This window comes from Adlercreutzia equolifaciens, from assembly GCF_029076695.1.
GTDB classification, from domain to species: domain Bacteria; phylum Actinomycetota; class Coriobacteriia; order Coriobacteriales; family Eggerthellaceae; genus Adlercreutzia; species Adlercreutzia equolifaciens_A.
Window position 1 is genome coordinate 1,204,843 of sequence record NZ_JARFIK010000001.1, and the last position, 22,852, is coordinate 1,227,694.

The window sequence follows — 22,852 nt, forward strand, 5'->3', positions numbered from 1 at the left end:
AAGTTACAAGGAGCTCATAGATATGACAACCATTGAGATTAAGGACGTGAAGGGCGCTGCCGCTGGCACGGTCGATCTGAACGACGCCGTGTTCGCCATCGAGCCGAACGTGCCTGTGATGCATCGCACCGTGAAGGCGCAGCAGGCATCCTGGCGTCAGGGCACTGCCAACACGCGCACCCGCGGCATGGTCCGCGGCGGCGGCAAGAAGCCGTGGCGTCAGAAGGGCACCGGTCGTGCCCGTCAGGGTACCATCCGCGCTCCCCAGTGGGCCGGCGGCGGTACCGTGTTCGGTCCCCACACCCGCAGCTACGACCAGAAGGTCAACAAGAAGGAGATCAAGCTGGCCATGCGCTCGGCTCTCTCCGCCAAGTTGGCTGACGGCGAGCTCGTCGTGGTGAAGGACATGGACTTCGAGAAGCCCCGCACCAAGGACGCTGTGGCCCTCATCAAGGCCCTGGGTCTGGAAGGCAAGCGCATCTGCGTCGTCATCGGCAACGAGGACATCGAGGCCTTCCTCTCCTTCCGCAACATCCCCGAGGTTAACATCCTGCCGGTGGGCGATATCAACACCTACGAGCTGGTCGACAACAAGGCCCTCGTCATCGCCGAGCCGTGCCTGAAGCGTATCGAGGAGGTGCTTGCATAATGCAGAAGGATCCCCGCGAGGTCATCATCCGCCCCGTCATCACGGAGCACAGCTACGACGCCATGGAGAACAACGTCTACACCTTCGAGGTGGCCAAGGACGCCAACAAGGTTGAGATTCGCCAGGCCGTCGAGGCTATCTTCAAGGTCAAGGTGGTCAAGGTGAACACCCTGAACGTGAAGTCCAAGCCGAAGCGCGTCCGCTACCAGGAGGGTCGCACCCGCACCTGGAAGAAGGCCATGGTTACCCTGGCCGAGGGCGAGACCATCGAGATCTTCGCTTCCTAAGCGAACTCGAGCGTTAAGCTAGCAAGCCCCCGTCTCTGCTGAGGCGGGGGCTTTTCTTTGCTCTGGGGGCTTGGAATGGGGGAGCGGGGGAGGTGGCCGCGCTTGAGGACGGAGATGTTGGTGGCGTGGCTTGCTGAGGCCATAGCGGTGCCTCTTTCGGGGGCACAAGTTTCGCCGCTTGCGCTTTAAAGGACGACACTTAATTTTGCTGCGTTAGAATACTATTGCATCAATGAAACGTTTGCAGCAGCCGACCAGCGGGGAGGAGCGCGCCATGGAAAACACCTCGAAGGCGAAACGAACGGGAGGATTCCCGGGGAAGAAGCTGATGGCGGCTATGATGTCGCTGCTTTTGTGCGCGGCTCTGGTTCCCGCAGGCGCTCTTGCCGATGCCTCTGAAGCGTGGGCTGATGAGCCCACTGCCAATCAGCCTGCTGCGGGTGATGCGGGCAGTGCGTCTTCGGGCGATCAGTCTGGCTCCGATGGTTCGTCGTCCGACAGCCCTTCGGCCGATCAGCCGACAACGCCGGCCGGCTCAGGCACCACGGAGAAGCCGAACTTCCCGCACCTGCCGGGTGTCGGCAACTTCAATCCCAACGATATTCCGGGCCTGTCCGACTTCATCAACGGACTTCGTCCCGGTGGTGGGACGGACACTACGCCTGGCAGCGGATCGAGCCCGTCCCAGTCGGTAGAGGACCAAATTGCCGCCGTGCTAGCGAACGAGGTGTACGCCCTCTATTACCGAAACGGTACGACCGACACCTACACGGTGGTTCTGCAGCGAGGCTCTCAGGCCGATCCGGCCCTGGGCGCGCCGGTGGAGACTCAGACTGGCTTTGTGTGCAACGAAATGGTGCCCACGGCTCATTGCGTTTGCCGTGCCTGGAAAAGCTCGCTGGACAGTAAGGTGACCGCACTGGTGGTGAAGGACGTCATCGCGCCGCACATCACCAGTTATTGGTTTGCCAACATGACGGCCTGCACCTCCATGGACTTGGCTAAGCTCGATATGGCGCAGGTGACGGACATGAGCGGTATGTTCAGCGGCTGCGCCAGCATGGCCGAGCTTGATCTGTCCACGTTCAACTTGGCGAAAACGCCCAAGATGGATAATCTGTTCCCGTCGCGCAGCACCGTGCTGACCACCATCAAAGTGCCGGCCAAGGGTAGTTTTGCCAACGTGTTGCCGGCTCCTAACCCCTGGTATTTGCAGGGTGCCACGGGTAAGTGGGTCAATCAGTTCGGCGATGTGTTCGCCACCACGGCCATTCCGGCCAACACGGCGGCCACCTATACGGCACAGCGCGGCTACTCCATTGACAACGGCTACATCGAGCAAGCGAAATACGAGTACACCTATACTGGCTCAGCCATCAAGCCCCAGTACGCCATCCATGTGGCCGGCCACACGCTCAAGGCTGGCACCGATTACACGCTGTCGTACCGGAAGAACAAGGCCATCGGCATGGCTACGCTGGTAGCCACGGGCAAGGGAAATTACTCGGGCCAGCTGACTTGCACGTTCCGCATCAATCCCCAGAACGTGAAGAGCGTGGCGTTGAAATCTGGCAAGAAGAGCCTCACGGTGAAATGGAAGAAGCGCTCGGGCCAGTCGAAGCTGCTCACGGGCTACGAAGTGCGCGTGAGCACCGATAAAGCGGCCTCCAAGGTGAAGGTGTACCGCGTGGTCAAGAAGGCCGCGTCGTCTTCGGTGACCATCAAGAATCTGAAAGCGAAGAAGACCTACTACATAACTATGCGCACCTACAAGAAAATTGGCAGCCGCTACTATTTCAGTACCTGGTCAAAACCACGAGCAGTGAAGACGAAGTAGCTCGCGTCTGCAGCTCTGTATATCGAAGGAGGACCATCGAAAGCGATGGTCCTCCTTGCTTGTACGCCAAAAGGCACGGCGGATGCTTTTGCTGTTACATGCCCGCGTTATAACGCGGCGTCTCCTTACCCCTTAAGGCGGAACTTCATGACGACGGGGTTGTGGTCGGAGTAGGCGAAATCCAAGTCGAGGGTCTCGTAGTCAGTGCATTCAACGTTGTCGGAGTAGATGAAGGCGTCCATGATCCAGCGGTCGTTGGTGCCGTCGTAGGGGCGCCCGGCGTCGCGGCAGGTGGCGGCGTCGTCGAACTCGGCTAGGCCTTCCTCGTCCAGCTTGGCCTTGCAGCCCACCGTGAAGCCCTCGGGTACGCCGGCGAAGTCGTAGGGCTTCGCCCAGCTTTCCACTGCTTCCACTTGGTTGCCGTAGACGTCGCCCGAAACGCCGATCATGTCATGATTGTAGTCTCCGCCGGCAATGACGTAGTTGCCCGCATCGCGCTCGCGCTTCATATCCTCGTAGAGCATGGAGCGCTGGGCCGCCATGATGGACTCGTCGGCCCCGTATGCGGAAAGGTGCACGTTGAACAGCACCAATTCGACGGCGTTGCTGGTGGGAATGCGACAAATGGAGTAGCAGCGGTCCAGGTCCAGGAACTTGGAAAAACCCTCGGAAATGGGCAGGCTGCGACGCAGCCCGTCAGTGACGGCGTAGCGCGAGAAGGTAACGAGGCCCGCGCGGTTGGCTCCATGGGGCGCGTAGAGGGGCCACGCCAAGAAAGCAGAGTTATAGTTCTGGGCGAACACTGAGGCGAAGGCGGGAAAGTCGTCGCGCAGCAGGGCGTATTCGTCCACATGGTGGCTGCGCGTGCCGTCGACGTCCACTTCCTGCAGCAGCAGGAACGAGGGACTGAGGGCGTTCAGGGCCTCGGCCGAGCCGTTGATGTCGTCGCGCACCACCTGCTCGCTGGCAGCCACGGAGCCCGTACCGCCGTCCATAAAGAAGTCGAAGGCGGGATTGTAGGCGCCGAAGCCCAGGTTTGCTGTGGCAACGACCAACTCCGTGGCGCTATCGACGGCCACTGACTCGTGAAGAGCGGCGCCATTGGCGGGAGCCTCGACCTCCAGTGGCAGAGAGTCATCTAGGCGGTCGTAGGTGAACATAACGTAGCCGACGTAGACGAGCACTGCCACGATAAGCGCTGCCAAAATACCGACGATAATTTTGAGAACCTTGCTTGCCACGGCTGTCCTTCCTCTTGAATGCTGCTGCTATTGTACGCGAGGGCGCCTGGGTTCGGTGTGGGAGATAGCGCGGCGATAGGCTCGGCTCGCTGCGACAGTAGGCGCTGCTGTCCGCACCGTGGTTCCCCTGGTCGATCGATTCACGAGGTTGTCGCGTTGTCAAACTTAAACCAAACTCTAAGGAAAGTGCTGCTTGAGGCGTTATTTTGCGAATACTTCGTTGCTAGTTTCCCTCAATTTGGTAACAGCAGGCCAACGCGACGGATGCAGAGGCCCCGTTCGCCGTATGGTTTCACCATCGCCTATAAAAAAGCCCTTCGGGGATTGCCTCGGCCTTCGGCCTTGGCTTTTTGTATTTCACGGGCTGCTGCACGAAAGGATGGGCCATGCAAGACAATGGGAAGAGCGTTCGCGGTGTAACCACGCGAGAGGTGCTCCGGAGTAATGACACGGCCAAGCGCAGCAACGAAATTGTCGTAGCCGCCCGCGAGCTGTACGAGGAGAAGGGCCTGGCCCACACCTCAATTCAGGACATTACGAATCACGTGGGCGTCACGCGCTCGCTGTTTTACCACTACTTCCAGAACAAGGAAGAAGTTACCTCGGCCGTGCTCGATCAGTACATTGCCGACTTCCTGGAGGCCCTTCAGCACTGGGACGAGGGGCGTCATCAGCAGGACATCGAAAGCTCGCTGCGCAGCATGGTGAAAATTATGCGCATGGTGCTCTTCGAGAAGAACACCTTCCGCATGGCGCTGAGCACCCAGGAAAACGCCGCCCTGTACCTGGATTTCCTGAATCGCTTTGCTGCCCATGGTGCCGAGTTCATGACGAAGCACCCCGTCGACGAGGCCACGAACTACGGTCAGGACATGGATCACCTCTATGAGACGTTCTACGTGCTCATTGTAGGCATGGCCGGCTATCTGCGCACCCATCCCGATGCCGACGACGACGTGCTCATCGATATCATCACCCAGACGCTTCACATCGACCAGGCCGTCTAGGCCGCTCCGCCTTTCATGGATTTGAAGCGGGTGCTGGCCAGCGCCCCGCGCAAGCACGAAACGGGCAAGCCGTGCCCCTTGCTCACGCCCTGGGGCGAGCAGCTGGATCCCGCCTGCGTGCGAGCCGAGCATCCGCGCCCGCAGTTTGCCCGCGAGCGCTTTACCTCGCTCAACGGCTGGTGGGACTACGCCATCATGCCCATGGGGGCCCGTCGCACCATGACGCCGCCTGATAGCTTTGACGGCCGCATTTTGGTGCCCTTTTCGCCCGAATCGCTTTTGTCCGGGGTGGGGCGCACGCTGCAACCCGATGAGATTCTCTGGTACGTGCGGCGCGTTACGGTGGACGCCCTGCGTCCGGGCGAGCGCTGCCTGTTGCATTTCGAGGCGGTGGACTTCGCCTGCGCCTGTTGCGTCAACGGGCGGGTGGTGGGCACCCACGAGGGCGGCTACCTTCCTTTTTCCTTCGACATAACCGATGCCCTGACTCGCGGTGCGACGTCCCGCGAGGAGGGGGAAGCCGGCGCTTTGGTGGGCTCTTACGGCAGCCAAGCGGTGGTGGCGCTGTGCGTGTGGGATCCCAGCGATACCGGCACCCAGTTGCGCGGCAAGCAGAAGCTGGAGCCGGGCGGTATTTGGTATACGGCCCAAAGCGGCATCTGGCAGCCCGTATGGTTGGAAGTGGTGCCCGAGCGTTGGGTGGAGCAGCTGGTGCTGCATCCCGATGCCGAGGCGGGGCAGCTGGTGGTCGACGTGGATGTTAACGGCCAGGAAGGGCTCTTGCGCGTCTACGTGGCCGATGCCGAGGGCCTTCCCGTGTCCTCGGCTACCGTGCCAGTTGAAGAGGGTGCGGTGCCGGTGACCGAGCGACCTTCGGATGGGACGCTGGCGGCAGGGGAGGAACCTCCTGTGCGCCGGCGCGTACGCGTGGTCGTTCCCGTGCCCAATCCGCATCGCTGGGAGATTGACGACCCCTATCTGTACGGTGTGACTGTGCGCTTCGGTGCCGATGTGGTGTACAGCTACACGGCGTTCCGCACGGTGGCAGTGCGTCGCGATCGGGCGGGCACGGCGCGCTTCTTCCTTAACGGGCGTCCGCTTCTGCTGCGGGGCGTGCTCGATCAGGGGTACTGGTCCGACGGCCTGATGACGGCCCCTGCCGATGAGGCTCTGGTGCACGATATTGTGGCTATGAAGGACGCGGGCTTCAACATGCTGCGCAAGCACCTGAAAGTGGAGGCTGACCGCTGGTACTACCACTGCGATCGCCTGGGTATGCTGGTGTGGCAGGACATGGTTTCCGGCGGCGGTCCGTTGAGCGCCTGGGAAACCAGCTACAAGCCTACGCTGTTTCGCCAAAGCTGGGGAAGCTACCGCGACGACGTGCCGCGTCATCAGGAAAAACTGGGAGCCGCCGACGAGCGCTATCGGCAGCAGTGGACCGAGGCATGCCGGGATACCGTGGCCCATCTGCGCAACCACCCCTCGGTGGTAACCTGGGTGCTGTTCAACGAGGCCTGGGGGCAGTTCGATGCCCTGGCGGCCGCCGAGATGGTGCACGGTCTGGATCCGACGCGGCCCATCGACAGCGTCAGCGGCTGGTACGACCAGCACGGCGGCGATTTCCTCAGCGTGCACAACTACTTTCGCCCGCTTGAGGTGTATCGCGACGACCCGCGGAAGCTGCAGGGCTACGCAGCCCGGAGCGGCGCGCGGGCCTTCGCTATCTCGGAGTTCGGCGGCGCGGTTTTCCGCGTTGAGGGCCACAGCGCCTTCGCTGAAAGCTACGGCTATGACGTGTTCGGCGATTTGCCCTCGTGGCGTGAGGCGGTTCGGGCGCAGTTGGCCGCCGCGGAGTCGCTTGAGCCCCAGGGGCTGAGCTGCTTTGTTTACACCCAGCTTTCCGATGTGGAGGAAGAGGTCAACGGTCTGCTAACCTATGATCGACGGGTAAACAAACTCAAGGAGGACTCCTATGGCCACGACTTCCCCGGCTGAGTGCCAGGCGCGCGAGAAGCTGGCCCTGCTGCGTCGCCAGTTTGACGAGGCTTTTGCCAGTGAGCGCAAGCAGGATCTGGAGGCGTCCTTCGTGCTGGCCTCGGCGCCCGGGCGCATGGAAATAGCGGGGAACCATGTGGACCATCAGGGCGGTCGCGTTATTTCCGGAGCCATTGACGAGCGCACGTGGGGTCTGGCAGCCGAGAACGGCCTGCCGCGCATTCGCGTGGTGATGGACGGTTTCGGCACCGATGTCATCGAGCTGGACGATCCCACCTGGCTGGAGCCGCATCCCGTGGAACGCGAATCCTCGGCGGCGCTGGTGCGCGGCATGGTGGCTTCCTACGTGCGCGCCGGCGGCACCGTGCGCGGCTTCGATGCGGTGACCACCTCCGACGTGCCACCCGGGTGCGGTCTCTCCTCATCCGCGGCCTTTGAGGTGATGATGGGAGCCCTGGTGGAGGGCTTGTTCGGTGGGCCTGCCTCTGAGGAGAGCGCTTCCCGGAATGGAGCGGCGGAGAACCCATCAGTGCCCGTCGAACTGGCTCAAGCGGGAACGCCCGTCCCCCTGGACGCGGTGAATGTGGCCCTGGCTGCCGTCCAGGTGGAGCAGCGTTACTTCGGCAAGCCCTGCGGCCCCCAGGATCAGCTGGCCAGTGCTTGCGGCGGTGTGGTGACCATCGATTTTGCCCCCGAGATTCCGCAGGTAGAGGCGCTGGAGCTGGATACGGCAGCCTATGGCTACGCCACGGTGCTTATCGATAGCCGCCATGATCACTCGCTGCATCAGGACGAGTTCTCGGCCATTCCGGCCGATATGCGCATGGTGGCGAACATGCTGGGCGTCACACGCCTGGGCGATACCACGGCTGAGGCGTTGCTCGACCAGCTGGCGGCAGTGCGCAGCGCGCTGGGCGACCGTCGCACCATGCGCGCCCTGCATTACTTCGACGAGGTTGAGCGCGTCAATGCCCAGCGGGCGGCTTTGGAGGCTGGGGATTTCTCGCTCTTCCTGAAGAACGTGCGGCTTTCCGGCGCTTCATCGGCCCAGTTCCTTCAGAACGTCTCGCTGCGCGATCCAGGTTCGGAGACGCGTCAGCCGGCCATGGTCATCCAGAGCCTGTGCGCCCACTTGCTGGAGGAGAAGGGCGCCTGGCGCATCCATGGCGGCGGTTTCGGCGGCTCGGTGCTGGCCTTTGTGCCGCTTGGAGAGGTGGACGATTTCGTGGCGGCCATGAATCGTCTGCTGGGCTATGAGGCCTGTCAAGTGGTAGCCGTCGGCGGCGCGGGCGTGTGGGCGGTGCGCGGGCTGTGACAGCGCCGCTTTTGAAGCCGCCTACGGTCTGGCGCGATAATCCCCAGTGGAAGGCCGAAACGCCGGCCGGCGTGCTGGACATCACCATCAATTTGGCGAAGCCCGAGAAGGATCCGCGGGCCATAGCCGCAGCGGCGCACCGTGAAGCGGCTGCGCAGTCGAGCAGCGGGAGCGCCTCGACGTCGCCGACAGCCTGCGATTTGTGCTGGGAGTTGGTAGATGCCGATGCGGCGCGGCTGGTACGCTCGGGCGATCCGGCGCGTGTGGTGCCGCTAGGTGGCGAGTCCTGGGCCTGGTGGTACTCGCCCTATGGCTATTTTCCCGAGCACCTGATTGTGTCGGCGTCGGAGCATCGACCCATGAGCATCGAGCCTGCAACGGTCGATCGGCTGCTCGATTTTGTTGACGCTTACCCCGCGTATTTCATCGGTTCCAACGCCGATTTGCCCATTGTGGGCGGCTCTCTGCTGAGTCACGATCATTTCCAGGGCGGTCGCTACCGGTTTCCCCTGATGGATGCACCACTCGAGCGCATCGTGACGTTGAAAGATGCCCCGGGTGTCCACGTCGCCATCGTGCGCTGGCCCTCCTCGGTCATGCGCCTGCGCAGCACCGATCGCGAGGCACTCAGCCATGCGGCGGCATCGATCATCCGCACCTGGCGCACCTACGATGATCCCGCCTGCGCCATCCGGGCATTTACCGAATCCACGCCCCACAACACGCTCAACCCCATCGTCTGGCGCGAGGGCGACGACTACGTACTGGACCTGGTGCTGCGCAACAACCGCACCACGGCCGAGCGCCCCTACGGGCTCTTCCATCCCGACGAGTCGCTCTTCCATATTAAGAAGGAGAACATCGGGCTTATCGAGATTATGGGCCGCGCCATTCTGCCCGCTCGTCTGGCTCAAGAACTGCCCGATGTGAAGGACGAGGCCAGCCAAGGGTTCTATCAGGTGCTTTGCGCCACGGGCGTGTTCAAGCAGAACGATGCCGGCCGTGCAGGGTGGGATCGCTTCTTGGCGGCTTTGGGGGCGGTGAGCTAGCGATGAGTTGGCATGTCAGCGGGGCAGAGGCGCTGAGAATTGACGGCGAATCGTTGGTAAAAGTCCACGGAGGGCGGTTGCGGGACGCTACGATAGCTCGTTCTCGTCGATAAGGTCGAGCAGCTCTTCGCGCGAGGAGACGCCCAGTTTCCCGTAAATGTGGCGCACGTGGGTGCGCACGGTGTTCTCTGATACGAACAGCTTCTTGGCGATGTAGCCATGGTTGTAGCCGCGTCCCAGGTAAAAGAGTACTTCCTTCTCACGGGGCGAAATGCCGTATTCCTCGGCCAGCTCTTCGCAGCGCCGATGAATGAAGCTGCGGGTGTCGGTTTCCGCCAGCGGCTCGGTGCGGTTTTCGCGCTCTTCCTTGGAGCTACGGGCGAAATAGAGCGCAATGAGCGCCAAATAGAAAGCGAAAAGCACCAGGCAAAGCGTTCTTCCCATGATTCCCAGATCCAGGATGGCGAAAACTCCAGCGACGAAGCAGATGCCGAACAAGACAAAGGCTCCCGAGAACACTAAGGAGGGTGCGGCAGGCAGGGTGCGGCACAGGCTTGCCATGCTGCACCAAACGCTCAGTCCTACCACGGCGAAACTTGCCGAGGAAAGCACGCTGGTGACAGGTTGTAGGGCGGGAAGGTTTTCCGAAATGACGGGAATGACCAGCAGGAGTGCAACGGCCAGGGGAAAGACCGCCTGGTTGAAGAAGCGCAGAGGAGACGTGCCCCGGTTGCGCAGCACCACCACGGCCACGGCCGCCGCCATAAGCACCGGTCCGCTCATGGAGGCCAGAAGGTTGCCGGGAAGCACTTGCTTCGCCTGCTCTTCGGAGACGATGGGATCCCAGATCAGGCCAAAAATGAAGCAGCTCAGACAGGCGCCGACTACCGGCATCCAAAGAGCGCCCCCAATGCTTTTGAGCACCGTGAGTCGGTCGCGGGAAGTTGCCGCATCTTCCGAGAGGGAGACTTCTTCCGAAAAGAGCGATGCGCGTGCCAGGGAGACCCAGAGCAGGACGGCGCTTGCCACCACGGCTGCAGCAATGATGCCCAGGCCGCCGACGGTGGGGCCGGCAGCATTCTGTAAGCCGTGCACAAAGCTTGCCACTACCAAAGAGGCGGCTCCGTTGGGCAGCAGGCTTTCTGGCTCCATTCGTCCATACACGGCGCCCCACTGGACGGCGAGGGCGAAAGCGCCGACGCCGAATCCCGCGCTTTGCAAGCACAGGGCCGCCAGCGGCAGGGAAGGGGCGAAGCCGTACAACGAGGCGAGACCGACAAGTCCCGCAAAGCAAAGGCAAACCCCTACGGCAATGACGATGCGATTGTGGCGTTTGGCGTTCTGAGAAAAAAGCGAGAATCCCAACAAGGCAGCGGCAGCAATGACGCCGCCAACGGCAATGGAAAGCAGCACGGCGAAGAGCGCTTCCTGTTGCGAAGCCGTGTCAAAGTGGATAAAGCGAATGGCGCAGAGGAATGCGCCGAACAAAATTCCCGCGCCCCAGCTAAGTGGAGCCAGGCGCAGCCCTCCTTGGGGCGCCTGGGCCACCGGTGTTTCTTCCTCGCTCATAGCCCCTCCCAAGGATGCGAGTAATACCTGGTCATTGCTGCGAATCACCAGTTTCAGTGATAAGCGTTGTCGCAGGTGAAAGCCGCTTTTCGCTCAAATCATCCCTTTCAGCGATGGGCAAGAACCTCCGACATCTCTATTCTAGCCAACCGTAATCCGCTTGCCCCGAGAAATTTGCAATACGACTTCGAGGGCTGCGCATTCGTGCAGCGCCGGAAACGCTGTTGGAAACGCAGGGGAAGCGGAAGCAAGAGACCTTCAAAGCTTGAAAGGGAGAGGGTATGAAGGAGAACAAGAAACAGGGTTATTCGCGCCGCGACTTTCTGAAGGGCGCCGCAGCGGGCACGATGTCCATCGCTGCTCTGGGCGCTTTGGCCGGCTGCGCTCCGCAGGGCGCTGCCGATGCCGCTGGCGAGCCCATGGCCGCCACGGGCGAGACCGCTTCGGCCAAGAGCTACGACGTGATGAGCCAGCTGTCCACGTTCAACCGTGGCGAGGATACTGCCAAGGTGGCCGCTGCCACCCCCGAGGAGTACATCATCTCCAAGGGCGACGGCGTGCTGTCCGCCGGCGGCGGCTGCGATCCTCTGGGCATTACCCCCGAGGACTTCATGCAGAACGTGCCGGCGTGGCTCGGCGAGGCCCCGCAGATCAGCGATGTGGCCGACACCGAGAGCTGCGACGTGCTGGTGGTAGGTGCGGGCAATGCCGGTACCGTGGCGGCCCTGCGCTGCCAGGAGGCCGGCAAGAATGTCATTCTGGCCGAGATGCAGACCTATGACGAGTACGACGAGTACGCCTGCGACATGGCCTGCTACAACTCCAAGCTGTTCCTTGACAAGGGCACCCCGGAGATCGACACCATGGACGTGTTCAACGAGTACATGCGCCTGTCCCGCGGCCACGCCCATCAGCAGCTGGTGCGCGACTACGCTACGCGTTCCGGTGAGATGCTCGACTGGATGTGCGGCTACATTCCCGCCGAGTACATCGAGAAGTACGCCAAGACGTCCAACTACAAGGGTAACGAGAACTTCAACGGCAACTGCTGTGGTCAGATGTCCTGGCCGGCCATGACCCAGTGGCGCGACGAGGAGACCAATATCAACATGTGGCCCTTCGTCATCCGCTCGGTGCATAGCTCCTTCGAGCAGGCCGGTGGCCAGATTCGCTGGGGCTACCAGGGTATCGTCCTGGTGAAGGACGGCGACGCCGTGACGGGCGCCATCTTCCAGGACGTGGACGGCGCCTACCATCAGATCGACGCCAAGGCGGTTGTCATGTGCGCCGGCGACTTCGGCGGCAACCCCGACATGCGTCTTGACCTGTCCGATCAGATGCGCAACTTGGCCTGGTCCTACGGTCTGGATCGTACCGACGTGGCCACCATCGGCGGCATGGGCCGCGACGGCTCTGGCATCAAGATGTGCCTGTGGGCTGGCGCTACCATGGAGGGCGGTCCCCGCGCCGGCCAGGCCGCTGGCATCAACGGCGTGCCCGGCTTCGCCTTCGGCGGCAACTGGCCCTGCTTCGGCAACGACGGCAAGCGCTTCATGAACGAGAACGTGGTGAAGCACGGCTCCAACGGCTACCTGGACATGCTGCCCGAGGGCTTCCTCATGGTCAACGTGACGGACGCCAACTGGGAGACGTACTTGAGCTACCAGGGCTTCGGCCATGAGACCATGGACCGCTCCTCCGACTACATGGTGGAAGAGGTGCGCGGCAACATGGACGCCTACACCACCGGCCCCGACGGTTTCGACGTGCGCGCCTTCTCGCGCTTCGGCAAGGAGTACTCCAAGGTGTACGCCGCCGAGACCCTTGACGAGCTGGCCGACATCATCGGCTACACCGGCGAGGCCAAGACGAACTTCCTGGCCGAGGTGGAGCGCTACAACGAGCTGTGCGACAAGGGTCACGACGATGATTGGGGCTGCGATCCGCAGAGCCTGTTCCCCATCAAGAAGGCTCCCTTCTTCGCCAGCTTCGGCACCACGGGTGGCAACCCCTCCGGCGGCCTGTGCCAGCATGCGGCCGTGTGCACCGACGGCGGTTACCGTGTGCTGACCGGGGCCAAGCAGCCCATTGCCGGCCTGTACGCCGCGGGCAACAACTGCGGTCAGCGCTACGGCATCCAGTACGCCACGCCGACCGCGGGCAACAGCTGCGGCAGCGCGCTGACCTCTGGTTTCTGCGCCGCTGACAGCGTCATCGCCGACCTGGCCTAAAGCAACAATCCGGGGCCGATGGGCATCCCCCTCCCTCCCATGGGTGTATCATCGGCTCAAGTTCACGGCGGCTGCCCTCGGGCGGCCGCCTCTCTTTCGGAAGGAGAATCATGGCCGACCAGAAGGACGCCATCGTGACCATTGAGGTGCCCCTGTGCGTGAACGACGACACCCTGGCGCGCGAGGGCATGCTGCTCGGGTGGGACAGTGCACGGGCAGCCCGCTACAGCGAGGCCGTGGTCCGGGAAATTCGCGCGAACGCCGGCCAGTTCGATGACTGCGTGGTACGGGCGGTGCGTCTGGGCGGCGGGGTGGCCTCCAATGCGGGCCGCGGTATTGCCGCCATCATGCGCGCCCTGCGGGAGGCGCTGCCGCTGGCCGAGGACGTAGTGGTGACCATGGAGTCCTCCATTGCCAACATAAGCGGCGCCACCTTCCCGTTCTTCCGTCGAGCGGGCATCAACCGCTTTGATTTCGAGATGTTCTCGCTCAACTCCGCTAACTTCACAGAGCTCAATAGCGTGGATAACCTGGCCGACTATCCGTTAGTATGCGATCACTTTTTGCACGCCTATGCGAATCGCTCACTTGGCGTAGTGCTTGCCTACGGCTACAAGCCGGTGCGCGAGGCCGATGCGGTTACCCAGCAGCGCCGAAGCGCCTTGGCGGCAGGCGAGAACGTGGCTCACGTGCGCTTGGTGCCCGTGGAGGGCGCGCGCAAGGCGGACCCCGTGGAGGCGGAGCGCCAGCGGGCAGCTATGACGGAGGCGCTGGAGAGCCAGGGTTTCGTGGAGTACGCCCCGGGCGCGTTTGCGCGGCCTGGCGAGGAAGACCGCTTCACCGTGCTGGAGCGCAACGGGTGCGAGACCATCGGTTTCGGGCTGGGCGCCGTCACACGCTTCGACGGGGTCGAGAGCCGCAACACGGCCGATCTGGCCACCTATCTTGAGCACGCGGATAACTTCGCCCTGATCACCGAGGCCGTGCAGCCGTTGGGTTAACGGCGCTCTTCCCGCCCGCGTCATCAAGCAAATCGAGGTGGGGGAGTAGACCGTTCCGTGTTTTTAAGGGCATGCAGTCGTCGATCAGGCCCCTGCCCATACGCCATATGCATAATCAAGTAGTCGTGATGCGAATTGGCCTTTTCACCCTCTGCTTCATATGATTTTCCCGAGAGGACGGCTGTGGGCCGTCAGGAGAAGCGAAGCAAGGGGGATCGAATGACTAGCATTTCTCGACGTTCGTTTGTTGGCGCCAGCGCCTTGGCAACGGCTGCCATGGTAGCGGGGTGCGCGCCGGATAGCGCGCTTGACCGCACCGAGACGGAGACGAACTTAGCAGGCACGGGTACAGGGTATCGCATCGATGCTGAATTCGATGAGAGCCAGAGCGGCGAGTGGGTTCCCGTAAGCTGCTGGACGAGTTGTGGCGGCCGCTGCCTTCTGAAGGCCTATGTGGTGGACGGCATGCCCATGCGCATCAAGACCGACGACATCGAAGAGGACAGCTTCGACCATTTCCAGAACCGCGCTTGCCCGCGTGGTCGCGCCCAGCGCATGCATGCCTTTGGCGCGGATCGCATCAAGTACCCCATGAAGCGTAAGAACTGGCAGCCTGGTGGCGGAGAGAACGCCAACGGCGAAATGCGCGGTCGGGACGAGTGGGAGCGCATTTCCTGGGACGAGGCCTTCGATTTGGTGGCCACCGAGGTGAAGCGTATCGTTGACACCTATGGTCCAATGTCGATCAATTACGCCGGCATCCCCTTCTACAATGCCCCTGTGGCTCAAACGCTGCTGCCGGCTTTGGGCGGCTATACGTGGCATCTGGGATTCACCTCCTATGGTTCGTGGACCAGCCAGCCTGACGCCATCGGCATCGACAATACTGCAGGCGAGCCAGGTACGATGGGTACTAACGATCGTCTGAGCATGTTGAAGTCCGACCTTATTGTGCTGCACGGAAACAACCCGGTGCATGCCGCCGCTGGCGCTCCGTCGCTCCATCTGATGCGTGCTCACGAGGCCGGTATTCCCTTCGTGTTTATCGGCCCGGACTACAATCCCACCGCTGCTATGCTGAAAGCTCGCTGGATCACCGTTCGTCCTACCACCGATGCGGCCTTCCTCTCGGCGGTCATCTACGAGATGCTGAAGCTCGACGAGGAAAAGGGCGACGTTGTCGACTGGGACTTCCTCTACAGCCACACCGTGGGATTCGACGATGATCATATGCCTGCGGACGCGAAGCTGAGGGAGAACGTGCGCGGCTACGTGATGGGCGCCTATGACAAAACGCCGAAGACGGCGGAATGGGCGGCTGAGATTTGCGGCTGTACGCCCGAGGACATTCGCTGGTACGCCGAGCAAGTGGGCAAGCAGAACAAGGTGTCGATGTACTACTCCTATGCTTGCGCTCGCAACTCTGCTGCGGCTACGCTGCCTCAGCTGGCGTTGACGCTCGCCTGCATGGGCGCGCATATCGGTGCCGAAGGCCAGCAGTTCGGGCCGACGTACCACTTCTTCGCCCATAACTGCGGCCCCAATTTGGTGCAGCCGGGTGAAATGCGCCAGGGGAACGGTATCGAGCTGCCGCAGAACTCGCCTTTCGGCGCGTTCGATACGGGCTATCGCGCGGCAAGCAGCTGGAAGGCAATGGCCGAGGGGCACGGTCCCGATGGCCAAACGGGCGAGGATGTGACCAAGGAGATGCGCATGATCTGGTGCGAGTCCGGCGGGTACCTTACCTCGCAGCCCGACGTGAACAACGGCATCAAGGCGTTTCGCAAGATGGACTTCGTCCTCACGCAGGCGTTCAACTTCAAGCCCGAGGCCCAGTACTCCGATATCGTGCTGCCCGCCTCGACGCCTTGGGAGTACGGCTACGATCAAATGGCCTTCCAGCAGTACAAGCAGTTCAACCGCGAGTCGTTCTTCTTCCCCAAAGCGTTCTCCGAGCCGCTGTTCGAATCGAAGCCCGACGTGGAGATTGCCAAGGAGCTGGCGAAGCGCCTCGGTCTCGATGCGGAGGCTCTGTGGCCCTACTCGGAAGAGCAGCGCCAATTCGAGCGCATTCTGAACGCGACGGTATGTGATGAGGACGGCGTTACCTATAAGCCGCTCGTATCCATTACCCAGGAGCGCATCGAGGAACTGGGTTTCGAGGGCGAAGCCCACGATGGCGTGATCGATTACGACGAACTGCGTGCCAACGGCATGTATCACGTGGCCCGCAGGGAGGGTGATAACTACGGCTACATCGCTTACAAGGAGTTCGTGGACGACCCCGAGGGCCATCCGCTGAACACGGCAAGCGGCAAATGGGAGCTGTACTGCCAAACGGCGGCAGACGCCGAGAACGCCAAGGGTCTAATGGTCGAGATCAAGCCCTATGGCTGCTTGACTGAGTTCGGCGGCTACTTCGACGAGAAGCGCGTGTCGGGGGAATTCCCACTCATGGTGTACGAGCCCCATTATCTGCGCCGCGCCCACACTACTCACGACAACGTGGGGTGGCTGCGCCAGGCATTTAAGAACCCGGTGTATCTGAGCGCTCCGGATGCGGCAGAGCGTGGCATCGAGAATGGCGACGTGGTGGAGATCTCGAGCCCGACAGGCAAGATCTTGCGCCTTGCCTCGGTTGTGGAAACGCTTATGCCGGGCTGCGTCGGTCTCCCCCATGGCTCATGGGCCGAAGTGAATGACGAGGGTGTGGATGAGAACGGCTGCGAGAACAGCATCACGGTGAACTATCAGGCGGCCGGCTGGTACAACTCCTATCACGATACCGTGGTGGAAGTGCGCAAATACGAGGATCAAGACGTACCAATGGCCGATGAGCGCCCGCTGGTAGCGCCGGCTGGCATCGAATAAGAAGGGGGAGTTGTCATGGCTTTGGGATTTTACTTCAATATGAAGCGCTGCACGGGTTGCCGCGCCTGCCAAGTTGCCTGCCAGGATCGCAATGATCTGCCGGTTGGTCTCGCGGCCCGAAAGGTGACCAGCTATGTGGCGGGAACCTACCCCGCTGCGATGCCCTATCACTATTCTGCCGGCTGCAATCATTGCGAAAGCCCCGCTTGCGTGGAAGTGTGTCCGACGGGAGCCTGTCAGAAAGCCGACGACGGTACCGTGTTTCGCGACGGAGAGGCCTGCATCGGGTGCGGGTCCTGTGTGGCTGCGTGTCCCTACGGGCATCCCATGCTTGACGAGGAGGCGAAGATCTCGATCCGCTGCGACTCGTGCAAGGCCTTCCGCGACCATGGCGAGCATCCGGTTTGCGTTGATGCGTGCCAGTACCGCGCTTTGGATTTCGGAGATTTGGATGAGCTTCGATCCAAGTACGGCGACGGTTTGGTGGCAGAACTGCCGTGCGCCCCTGATGGCGGCACAGAGCCGAATGTACTGGTGAACCCCAAGGATGCCGCCCTTCAGAGCGACTTCAAGGATTGGATCATGTAGCCATGGAACAGTTGGAGCTCGCGACGGAGGAGATGCAGGCAGCGCGACGCTATCTCTACGCGCTCGGTCAGGTGCTGCTGGGCAACGAGCCAACGGCTGATCGCCTTGCAGTGGACGAAGAGCTTCTTTCGGAAGCTCTGGCTATTGTAGGGCTGGAGGACGATGGGGCCCTTGCGGTGGCTCTGGCGGCGGCGCGAGAGGATGTCGACGGAACCGCTGCCCTGTGGACCAAGCTGTTCATCGGTCCCGCTACTCCGGCGGCAACGCCGTGGGAGTCGACGTATCGGTCGCGATCTAAGGCGCTGTTTCGTCAGGAGACGCTCGAAGTGCGCAACGCCTATCGCGCGCAGGGATTTCTGCCCCGAGCGTATCCCCGGGTTGCTGATGACCATATTGCACTCGAGCTTGGGTTCATGGCAGCCTTGGCGGAGAAATCCCTGGAATCTCTTCAGGGAGGCGACGGCCGGGCGGTGCGGGATGCCGAGGAGGCTTCTCTCGGTTTCCTGAATGATCACCTGCTGCGTTGGATCGATGATTACGCTGCCGATCTGTCTGCGCAGGCGCCCTCGTCCCTTTACGCTGCGCTCATTCAGCTTATCGCAAGACTTGCACGTCGGGACGCTGCGGTGATTGCTCAGCGGTTCGAATAATCGCAATCTTCCTGCGGCGGCAGGCGATGCCTCCTTCGGGCATCGCCTGCTGCCGCTATAATGATGGGTGAATGCGAAGGAGGTTGGTATGGAACTGCTCGATCTGCGTTGCTTTGTCAAGCTGGTCGAAGAGGGGAGCGTTACCAAGGCTGCTTCGGTCATGCACATGAGTCAGCCGAATTTATCGCGCCACCTTCTTCGCCTCGAGGACGAGCTCGGCGTGCAGCTATACGTGCGCGATTCGAAACATGCGAAGCTAACCGATGCCGGCAGGAAGCTGCTCGAGTATGCCGCAACGGTCCTTGCTTTGGTTGACGAGGCAGCCGTTGCCGTGGGCAGGGGGGAAGAGGATCCGAAAGGACCTGTGCGCCTTGGTTTCGGGGATGCCGAGGCGATGTCGTACATCATGGATGCCATCACTGCCACGCGGCTTGCTTACGAGGGCGTGGTGTTTCATCTCTTCGCGGGTAATTCAATCTCTTTGCTTGATCGGCTGAATGGGGGACAGCTTGATTTCGTCTTCGAGGTGGAGCATGTGCCTCGGGTGGAGTTCGAGGAATTGACTATCCCCGGCACCGACGTGTGGGGGGTGTATCCGCTGCCTGGCAGCGCGCTTGCGCAAAAGAGCTGTGTGACTCCGGAGGACTTGGCGGGCGAGCCGCTCATCGTGTCGCGCCAGTTTCTTAAGAGCAGCTACTTGAAGCGCTGGGCGGGGGATTACTATCCCGAGATCAAGGCGGTGGTTTCCACCGATATTTTCCCGCAGGACTGGCGTCGCTTAGTTGAGGGCTGTGCGGGTCATATGCTCGGCTATCTTTATTTCCAGAACGAGAACGATCCCATTATGGGATCACGGGGAATTCCCTTCGAACCGCCGTTGGTAACGGGAAATGCACTCATCTGGAAGAAGGGGCGCCCTCTTTCACGAGCGTGCCAGGCATTTCTCGATGAGCTGCGCGCCATTATTGGCGAAGAGGCAGATGGCGCTCAATTATAGCCCCGCAACAAAGTAAGAGTGTTCTGGCTGGTCAGAGTAAAACTTTCCTTACCAACCAACCATTAGAACGACTGGTGGAGCGTAGGGCAGATACCCGTTTGGAGGTATGTCGCTACAAAGAGCACCAGGCCTGCAGTTGACCCGGTGCTCTCGCTTGCAATAGTGGGCATCTACCGGGTTATCCCAAATACTCGCGGTAGAAGGTCTCAATGGCGTCGAAGGGGATGATATCGAGCTGGTCGTAGAGGTCGCAGTGACTGGCGCCAGGCACGATAATCAGGTTCTTGTTGGCGTTTTGGAAGTCACCCTTGTTCTGGCCCAGGCGGGCGAAGGCGTCCTTGCTGAAATAGCTGGAATGCGCCTTCTCACCGTGGACGAGGAGCACCGCGTTCTGGATCTCGTCAATATAGGTGAGCAGCGGCATATTCAGGAACGGCAGTGTCGAGGTGGCGTTCCAGCCTTCGTTGGAGTTCAGCGAGCGGGGATGGTAGCCGCGCGGTGTTTTGTAGTAGGCGTAGGTTAGATTCCGAGGCCTTCCACCCAGCTGGCCAGTTCGCTTTCACTTGCGGCGGCTGCGAAGCGCTGGCCGGAAAGCCAGGTGGCTTCGGGGGCGGCGTCGGCTAGAACCGAGGCACTCGAGCCCAGGGAGCTGGAGCCCGAGGTGCAGAAGGGGACAACGGTCTTTCCGGCCCAGTCGTAGCTTTCCACGAACGTCTGCATGATGGGAGGCGTGCGGCTCCACCAGATGGGATAGCCGAGAAAGACGGTGTCGTAGCGGCCCCAGTCAGGCACGGTGCCGGTAATTTCCGGGCGCGACGCGGGGTCGTTCAGCTCTCGCATGCAGCGAGCCGAGTCGTCGTTGTAGTCAAGGTCGGCTTCCGTGTAGGGCACGGCTGGCTCGATGCGGAACAGGTCGGCTTCGGTAGCGGCGGCCAGCTTCTCGGCAACGGCTTGCGTGTGTCCGGTGTTCGAGAAGTAAGCGATAAGGATGTTGTTGGCTGCCATGGGTTCCTCCTGAACTTTGCTTGCGGTTTCATCGTTCTGGGCAGTCGGCTCCTGGGCTGCCTCTTCATCCGTTGCCGTTGAGGTGGCGTAAGGCTCGGTGCTGGGAGCAGGAGCCTTCTGAGGCTCAGGAGCGTTGGATTGTTCTTTGAACTCGCTGGTTGCCCCTTCTACTTGCTGCGCGCATCCGCCGAGCACCATCGAGGATGCTGCGACCACTGCAGTGCTGACAAATGTACGTCGTGTGATCATGGAGGGCCTTTCGGAAGGGTTTAGCGTGTCCCCCATTGTGAGCGCACGGCTATTAGATATCAAATTCCTATACGGTATGCTTATGTATGTCTAAAAGGCATAAAGAGAGAAGGGTTTCGTGGAGCTTCGCGTACTGCGGTATTTTCTTGCCGTGGTAGATGAGCGCGGCTATACCGCCGCCTCGGAGCGTTTGCATGTAACGCAACCAACTCTTTCGCGGCAGATTGCCGATTTGGAACGGGAGTTGGGCGCTGAGCTGTTCGTGAGAGGAAAGCACGGTCGACCTCTGGAGCTTACGGAGGATGGCGAGCTGCTCCGCCGCCGAGCAGAGGAAATCGTTGTCCTTGCTGAGCGCACTGAAGCAGCTTTCAGGGGTAATGAGGGCGTCTTGTCGGGCTCGGTGACCGTGGGTGGTGGCGAGACGCAGGGTATGACGCTCTTGGCCGACGCGGCCGTAACGTTGCGTGCTGCCCGCCTTTGACACCTTGTGCCTGGTGCCCGATGCCTGATGCCGTAGCGGCGGTCCGCCTATGCTTTCTCTACCGTGACGGCGGTGCCCGAGGCGCTTACCATGAGCATGTTGCCCTGGCCGAGCACTTCGTAATCCACGTCTACTCCGATGATGGCGTGGGCGCCTAGCGCCGCGGCGCGCTGCTCCATCTCGGCGATGGCCTGCGTGCGGGCCTGCAGGAGTTCCTCCTCGTAGCCCTCCGAGCGCCCGCCCACAATGTTGCGGATGCCGGCGCCAAAGTCGCGCAGAAAGTTGATGCCCGTGATGACCTCGCCGAACACGATGCCGTAGTAGCCGGTAACGCGATACCCTTCAATGGTGGGCGTCGTGGTAGTAATCATGGGGTCGTTCCTTTCTGCTTGCTGCCTAATACTTTCAGTTTAACGTATTGCATACGTGATACAATATGTATCACAAACGTGATATGAGGTGAGCCATGGACGCGACTGTCGAAACCAAACTACCCGTTACCATGCGTCTTCCAAGGCGCGAAGTGGAGATTGTTGCTGACTACGCCCGCTCGTCGGGCATCACGAAGACTGACGCCTTTCTCCATTACCTCAGGCTCGGCATTCAGAGCGAGGGCAGTGCTGACGCACGGTTGGGCGAGATGGAAAAAATGCTCGCTGAAGTTCTGCGTCGACTGCCCGAGGAGCCGGCTTTTCGTGCGAATTCAGTGAGCTCCGCCATTGCGGATGAATGCTGCAATTTTTCTGCCATAAGACGTGCGATACTATTTGGCTCCTTCGCCCGCGGTGATGCGACGGCCGAAAGCGATGTCGACGTTCGGCTGGAGGTGGATCGCAAGGAAAAGTTCAGCTTGTACGATATGGCGCGGCTGCAAAAAGCAGTTGAGCGCAGAACGGGCCGGGAGGTCGACATCGTGACGGCTGACCGCATCAGGAATGAGAACTTGGCGCAAGCTATAGAAAGGGAAGGGGTGGTGGTCTATGAGCGCGAAGGCTAACGATGCCCAGCGTATCCAGGAAATATATGATGTTACAACGCAGACACTGGCGCAATTTGAGGATCTCGGGATCACCGAAGAGCAGTTCCTCAATCCGGCGAGCGCCCAGGAAGATCTGGTGGCCGATGGTCTAGTCAATCGCGTGCTGCGAGTAACCGAGGAAGGCGGCAAGCTCTCCGAGGAGTTCGCCGAATACGGCTTCGAGATGCGCGAAATGAGCGCGCTGCGCAATCGCATAGCCCATGCGTACGGAACGGTTGACAAGGCAATTGTTTGGCAGGTGCTCGTCAAGGAATTTCCTGCGCTCGTAGAAAGCTGCGAACGTTACTGCGAAGAACAAGGCCTGTACCTGTTGAAAACGTGGGAGCCTCTTTGGCCTTTCGCCTCGTAGCCTTCCGAGCGGCCGCTGCAAAAGTGCGGTTTTGTAATTTCGTGAACTGCGATGGCGAAAATTCGTTTCAAACTGACGATTTTGCATCATTGGCTAGGTTATTTTCCCAGCGATACCGCTCTTTAGCTTCATCCCATCTGGGAAAACGTCGAGACGGCTTATCATTTGCTTCCGTTTTGGTCCTGTTGGTGCTGCAAAATCGACCTTTTGTAACGGATTTTCCTCTGCGCGCTTTATGAAATTACAAAACCGCACTTTTGCAGCGGCGTGCGCTGGACAACACCTTTGAGGCTGTCGGTTTTCTTTCGTTGGTTGAAGGTGTCGTCTCTCCCATCGTTGTCTTGCCTGTCGCGACGGGGCTCCTTCTTCCGATGGGGCCCCTTACCCCCGCGGCGACCACGCCTGATGGGCGGCAGCTCCCAGGAGTCTTCCGTGCCCC

21 protein-coding genes are annotated in these 22,852 nt (G+C 61.1%); 16 read left to right on the forward strand and 5 right to left on the reverse strand.

Annotated elements, in window-relative coordinates; genetic code table 11:
* Positions 1-22: 22 nt before the first annotated feature.
* From rplD to PZH32_RS04820, 3 genes are all read left to right on the forward strand, one after another.
* A complete protein-coding gene (rplD, locus tag PZH32_RS04810; protein WP_275206549.1) occupies positions 23-649 on the forward strand; it encodes a 50S ribosomal protein L4 in 627 nt (208 codons plus the stop codon).
* A complete protein-coding gene (gene rplW, locus PZH32_RS04815) occupies positions 649-936 on the forward strand; it encodes a 50S ribosomal protein L23 (RefSeq protein ID WP_275206550.1) in 288 nt (95 codons plus the stop codon). Before rplD ends, rplW begins: the two co-directional genes overlap by 1 nt.
* Positions 937-1,210: 274 nt before the next feature.
* Complete coding sequence (locus PZH32_RS04820) at positions 1,211-2,773, forward strand: fibronectin type III domain-containing protein (protein WP_275206551.1); 1,563 nt, start codon at positions 1,211-1,213, stop codon at positions 2,771-2,773.
* A 125-nt stretch (positions 2,774-2,898) separates the two neighbouring features.
* Here the strand turns inward: PZH32_RS04820 and PZH32_RS04825 are convergent, their stop codons facing one another.
* Positions 2,899-4,014 (reverse strand): endonuclease/exonuclease/phosphatase family protein, encoded by a 1,116-nt coding sequence (locus PZH32_RS04825; protein WP_275206552.1) that lies wholly within the window; start codon positions 4,012-4,014, stop codon positions 2,899-2,901.
* A 386-nt stretch (positions 4,015-4,400) separates the two neighbouring features.
* Here PZH32_RS04825 and PZH32_RS04830 point away from each other — a divergent pair, with 386 nt between their 5' ends.
* Genes PZH32_RS04830 through PZH32_RS04845 form a run of 4 tightly spaced genes read left to right on the forward strand, consistent with a single transcriptional unit; the run spans position 4,401 to position 9,383 of the window.
* Entirely contained in the window at positions 4,401-5,021 is a 621-nt protein-coding gene (locus tag PZH32_RS04830) for a TetR/AcrR family transcriptional regulator (protein WP_275206553.1), read from the forward strand.
* 15 nt (positions 5,022-5,036) lie between these two features.
* The gene (locus PZH32_RS04835) at positions 5,037-7,019 is read left to right on the forward strand and encodes a glycoside hydrolase family 2 protein (protein WP_275206554.1); all 1,983 of its coding nucleotides are present in this window, start codon (positions 5,037-5,039) and stop codon (positions 7,017-7,019) included.
* On the forward strand, positions 6,997-8,334 hold the full coding sequence (locus tag PZH32_RS04840; protein WP_275206555.1) for a galactokinase: 1,338 nt from the start codon (positions 6,997-6,999) through the stop codon (positions 8,332-8,334). Before PZH32_RS04835 ends, PZH32_RS04840 begins: the two co-directional genes overlap by 23 nt.
* The gene (locus PZH32_RS04845) at positions 8,331-9,383 is read left to right on the forward strand and encodes a galactose-1-phosphate uridylyltransferase (RefSeq protein WP_275206556.1); all 1,053 of its coding nucleotides are present in this window, start codon (positions 8,331-8,333) and stop codon (positions 9,381-9,383) included. Before PZH32_RS04840 ends, PZH32_RS04845 begins: the two co-directional genes overlap by 4 nt.
* An 87-nt stretch (positions 9,384-9,470) precedes the next feature.
* On the opposite strand, the gene PZH32_RS04850 is transcribed toward PZH32_RS04845, so the two are convergent.
* On the reverse strand, positions 9,471-10,952 hold the full coding sequence (locus PZH32_RS04850) for a helix-turn-helix transcriptional regulator (protein WP_275206557.1): 1,482 nt from the start codon (positions 10,950-10,952) through the stop codon (positions 9,471-9,473).
* Positions 10,953-11,233: 281 nt separating this feature from the next.
* Here PZH32_RS04850 and PZH32_RS04855 point away from each other — a divergent pair, with 281 nt between their 5' ends.
* The 6 genes from PZH32_RS04855 (at position 11,234) to PZH32_RS04880 (ending at position 19,290) form a co-directional block, all read left to right on the forward strand.
* The gene (locus PZH32_RS04855) at positions 11,234-13,183 is read left to right on the forward strand and encodes an FAD-binding protein (protein ID WP_275206558.1); all 1,950 of its coding nucleotides are present in this window, start codon (positions 11,234-11,236) and stop codon (positions 13,181-13,183) included.
* A 110-nt stretch (positions 13,184-13,293) separates the two neighbouring features.
* Complete coding sequence (locus PZH32_RS04860) at positions 13,294-14,184, forward strand: coproporphyrinogen III oxidase (RefSeq protein ID WP_275206559.1); 891 nt, start codon at positions 13,294-13,296, stop codon at positions 14,182-14,184.
* A 219-nt stretch (positions 14,185-14,403) separates the two neighbouring features.
* Positions 14,404-17,055, forward strand: a complete 2,652-nt coding sequence (locus tag PZH32_RS04865; protein WP_275206560.1) for a molybdopterin-dependent oxidoreductase — start codon at positions 14,404-14,406, stop codon at positions 17,053-17,055.
* Positions 17,056-17,070: 15 nt separating this feature from the next.
* The gene (locus tag PZH32_RS04870; protein ID WP_275206561.1) at positions 17,071-17,643 is read left to right on the forward strand and encodes a 4Fe-4S dicluster domain-containing protein; all 573 of its coding nucleotides are present in this window, start codon (positions 17,071-17,073) and stop codon (positions 17,641-17,643) included.
* Positions 17,644-17,645: 2 nt separating this feature from the next.
* The gene (locus PZH32_RS04875) at positions 17,646-18,293 is read left to right on the forward strand and encodes a TorD/DmsD family molecular chaperone (protein WP_275206562.1); all 648 of its coding nucleotides are present in this window, start codon (positions 17,646-17,648) and stop codon (positions 18,291-18,293) included.
* Positions 18,294-18,381: 88 nt separating this feature from the next.
* Positions 18,382-19,290 (forward strand): LysR family transcriptional regulator, encoded by a 909-nt coding sequence (locus PZH32_RS04880; protein WP_275206563.1) that lies wholly within the window; start codon positions 18,382-18,384, stop codon positions 19,288-19,290.
* A 178-nt stretch (positions 19,291-19,468) separates the two neighbouring features.
* Here PZH32_RS04880 and PZH32_RS04885 read toward each other — a convergent pair whose 3' ends face one another.
* The gene (locus PZH32_RS04885) at positions 19,469-19,714 is read right to left on the reverse strand and encodes an alpha/beta hydrolase (RefSeq protein ID WP_275206564.1); all 246 of its coding nucleotides are present in this window, start codon (positions 19,712-19,714) and stop codon (positions 19,469-19,471) included.
* Positions 19,715-19,809: 95 nt separating this feature from the next.
* The gene (locus PZH32_RS04890) at positions 19,810-20,544 is read right to left on the reverse strand and encodes a flavodoxin (protein ID WP_275206565.1); all 735 of its coding nucleotides are present in this window, start codon (positions 20,542-20,544) and stop codon (positions 19,810-19,812) included.
* 118 nt (positions 20,545-20,662) lie between these two features.
* Here PZH32_RS04890 and PZH32_RS04895 point away from each other — a divergent pair, with 118 nt between their 5' ends.
* On the forward strand, positions 20,663-21,025 hold the full coding sequence (locus PZH32_RS04895) for a LysR family transcriptional regulator (protein WP_275206566.1): 363 nt from the start codon (positions 20,663-20,665) through the stop codon (positions 21,023-21,025).
* A gap of 47 nt (positions 21,026-21,072) precedes the next feature.
* On the opposite strand, the gene PZH32_RS04900 is transcribed toward PZH32_RS04895, so the two are convergent.
* Positions 21,073-21,396 (reverse strand): heavy metal-binding domain-containing protein, encoded by a 324-nt coding sequence (locus PZH32_RS04900; RefSeq protein ID WP_275206568.1) that lies wholly within the window; start codon positions 21,394-21,396, stop codon positions 21,073-21,075.
* A gap of 95 nt (positions 21,397-21,491) precedes the next feature.
* Here PZH32_RS04900 and PZH32_RS04905 point away from each other — a divergent pair, with 95 nt between their 5' ends.
* Positions 21,492-22,022 (forward strand): nucleotidyltransferase family protein, encoded by a 531-nt coding sequence (locus tag PZH32_RS04905; protein WP_275206570.1) that lies wholly within the window; start codon positions 21,492-21,494, stop codon positions 22,020-22,022.
* A complete protein-coding gene (locus PZH32_RS04910) occupies positions 22,006-22,413 on the forward strand; it encodes a HepT-like ribonuclease domain-containing protein (RefSeq protein WP_275206572.1) in 408 nt (135 codons plus the stop codon). The genes PZH32_RS04905 and PZH32_RS04910 overlap by 17 nt, the downstream gene beginning before the upstream one ends.
* Positions 22,414-22,852 lie beyond the last annotated feature (439 nt).

Bases quoted from the DNA above. Each gene is read 5' to 3' on its own strand.
- rplD (WP_275206549.1), top strand. From the start codon at position 23: ATGACAACCATTGAGATTAAGGACGTGAAGGGCGCTGCCGCTGGCACG.
- rplW (WP_275206550.1), top strand. From the start codon at position 649: ATGCAGAAGGATCCCCGCGAGGTCATCATCCGCCCCGTCATCACGGAG.
- PZH32_RS04820 (WP_275206551.1), top strand. From the start codon at position 1,211: ATGGAAAACACCTCGAAGGCGAAACGAACGGGAGGATTCCCGGGGAAG.
- PZH32_RS04830 (WP_275206553.1), top strand. From the start codon at position 4,401: ATGCAAGACAATGGGAAGAGCGTTCGCGGTGTAACCACGCGAGAGGTG.
- PZH32_RS04835 (WP_275206554.1), top strand. From the start codon at position 5,037: ATGGATTTGAAGCGGGTGCTGGCCAGCGCCCCGCGCAAGCACGAAACG.
- PZH32_RS04840 (WP_275206555.1), top strand. From the start codon at position 6,997: ATGGCCACGACTTCCCCGGCTGAGTGCCAGGCGCGCGAGAAGCTGGCC.
- PZH32_RS04850 (WP_275206557.1), bottom strand. From the start codon at position 10,952: ATGAGCGAGGAAGAAACACCGGTGGCCCAGGCGCCCCAAGGAGGGCTG.
- PZH32_RS04855 (WP_275206558.1), top strand. From the start codon at position 11,234: ATGAAGGAGAACAAGAAACAGGGTTATTCGCGCCGCGACTTTCTGAAG.
- PZH32_RS04860 (WP_275206559.1), top strand. From the start codon at position 13,294: ATGGCCGACCAGAAGGACGCCATCGTGACCATTGAGGTGCCCCTGTGC.
- PZH32_RS04865 (WP_275206560.1), top strand. From the start codon at position 14,404: ATGACTAGCATTTCTCGACGTTCGTTTGTTGGCGCCAGCGCCTTGGCA.
- PZH32_RS04870 (WP_275206561.1), top strand. From the start codon at position 17,071: ATGGCTTTGGGATTTTACTTCAATATGAAGCGCTGCACGGGTTGCCGC.
- PZH32_RS04875 (WP_275206562.1), top strand. From the start codon at position 17,646: ATGGAACAGTTGGAGCTCGCGACGGAGGAGATGCAGGCAGCGCGACGC.
- PZH32_RS04880 (WP_275206563.1), top strand. From the start codon at position 18,382: ATGGAACTGCTCGATCTGCGTTGCTTTGTCAAGCTGGTCGAAGAGGGG.
- PZH32_RS04885 (WP_275206564.1), bottom strand. From the start codon at position 19,714: ATGCCGCTGCTCACCTATATTGACGAGATCCAGAACGCGGTGCTCCTC.
- PZH32_RS04890 (WP_275206565.1), bottom strand. From the start codon at position 20,544: ATGATCACACGACGTACATTTGTCAGCACTGCAGTGGTCGCAGCATCC.
- PZH32_RS04900 (WP_275206568.1), bottom strand. From the start codon at position 21,396: ATGATTACTACCACGACGCCCACCATTGAAGGGTATCGCGTTACCGGC.
- PZH32_RS04905 (WP_275206570.1), top strand. From the start codon at position 21,492: ATGGACGCGACTGTCGAAACCAAACTACCCGTTACCATGCGTCTTCCA.
- PZH32_RS04910 (WP_275206572.1), top strand. From the start codon at position 22,006: ATGAGCGCGAAGGCTAACGATGCCCAGCGTATCCAGGAAATATATGAT.